The following is a 1,021-nucleotide window of genomic DNA, read 5'->3' on the forward strand; positions in this document are numbered from 1 at the left end:
GGGCGAGGGTCGGCCAGGAGCGGTGGAAGGCATCGCGCCAGTAGCCCCAGGAGTGGGTGCCGGTGGGCTGGTGGTCGAAGGTGGCGGGGATGTTCAGCTCGGTCAGGCGGGTTTCGAGGTTGCGGGTGCACCAGTTGATCGCTGCTTCGATGATGCCGCCGACGACGACTTGGTTGGCCAGACCGTAGGGGGTCGGGTTCATCATGTACGGATCGCCGGTGTTGTCGTGCGGGCCGGGCAGTCCTGACGCGTCCGAGATGTAAAGCCTTGTACCACGCAATTTTTCGGCGTGGATGACCGGGTCGTTGGCTTCCCAGGCCGGGTCGTCGTCGGCGCCGTACATATTGCGGACGTCGCCGCCACCGTAGGTCTCCACCACCAGTTTGGTGAACTGTTTACCGGCCGGATCGGCGATCTGGGCGCAGCCGCTGTAGCCGGCGACGGACCGGTAGAAACCGGGCTTGGCCTGCGCCAATTGCAGGACGGCCGTGGCGGTCATCGAGTTGGCGGCGATGGCGTTGACGCCGTTGGTGCCCAGTGCCGCGTCGACCAGGGGTGGGAGTTCGTCGAGCAGGAACGTGCGCCACTTGTTGCGGCCGAGCGCGGGGTCGTCGCGCTGCCAGTCGGTGTAGTACGCGAACGCGCCGCCGACCGGCATCACCACATTGACGTCCTTGGTGGCAAGGAAGTCGCCGACGTCCGTGTTCTGCCACCAGGTGGCCCGGTCCTCGCCGCCACCGGCGCCGTTGAGGAGGTACAGCGCCGGGCGCGGAACGGACGCGTCCCGTGGGCGCTGCACCTTGACCGTGACGGCCTTGTTCATCGCGGCGGAGAAGACCAGCATGGTCAGACTTCGGTCATCGACCCGGCTCGAGATGATGTTCGAGCCGTTCGCCGTGGTCGGCGTCGCGAGGAGCTTCTTGGATTCGAGAATCGGATCGCGCCCGTCGGCCAGGCTGACGCCCACCCCGAAGGTGGCGACGCACGCGGCCAGCACACTGCCCGCGACACCGAAAGCCAG

The 1,021-nt window shown here is 67.1% G+C and carries 1 protein-coding gene; it reads right to left on the reverse strand.

Annotated features, from left to right (window positions below; genetic code table 11):
- A partial coding sequence (locus ACFWUY_RS42020) for an alpha/beta hydrolase (RefSeq protein ID WP_384122464.1) occupies positions 1-1,021 on the reverse strand: 1,021 nt, incomplete at both ends.

Origin of the sequence: Streptomyces sp. NPDC058664 (assembly GCF_042716635.1) — a bacterium.
Taxonomy (GTDB): domain Bacteria; phylum Actinomycetota; class Actinomycetes; order Streptomycetales; family Streptomycetaceae; genus Streptomyces.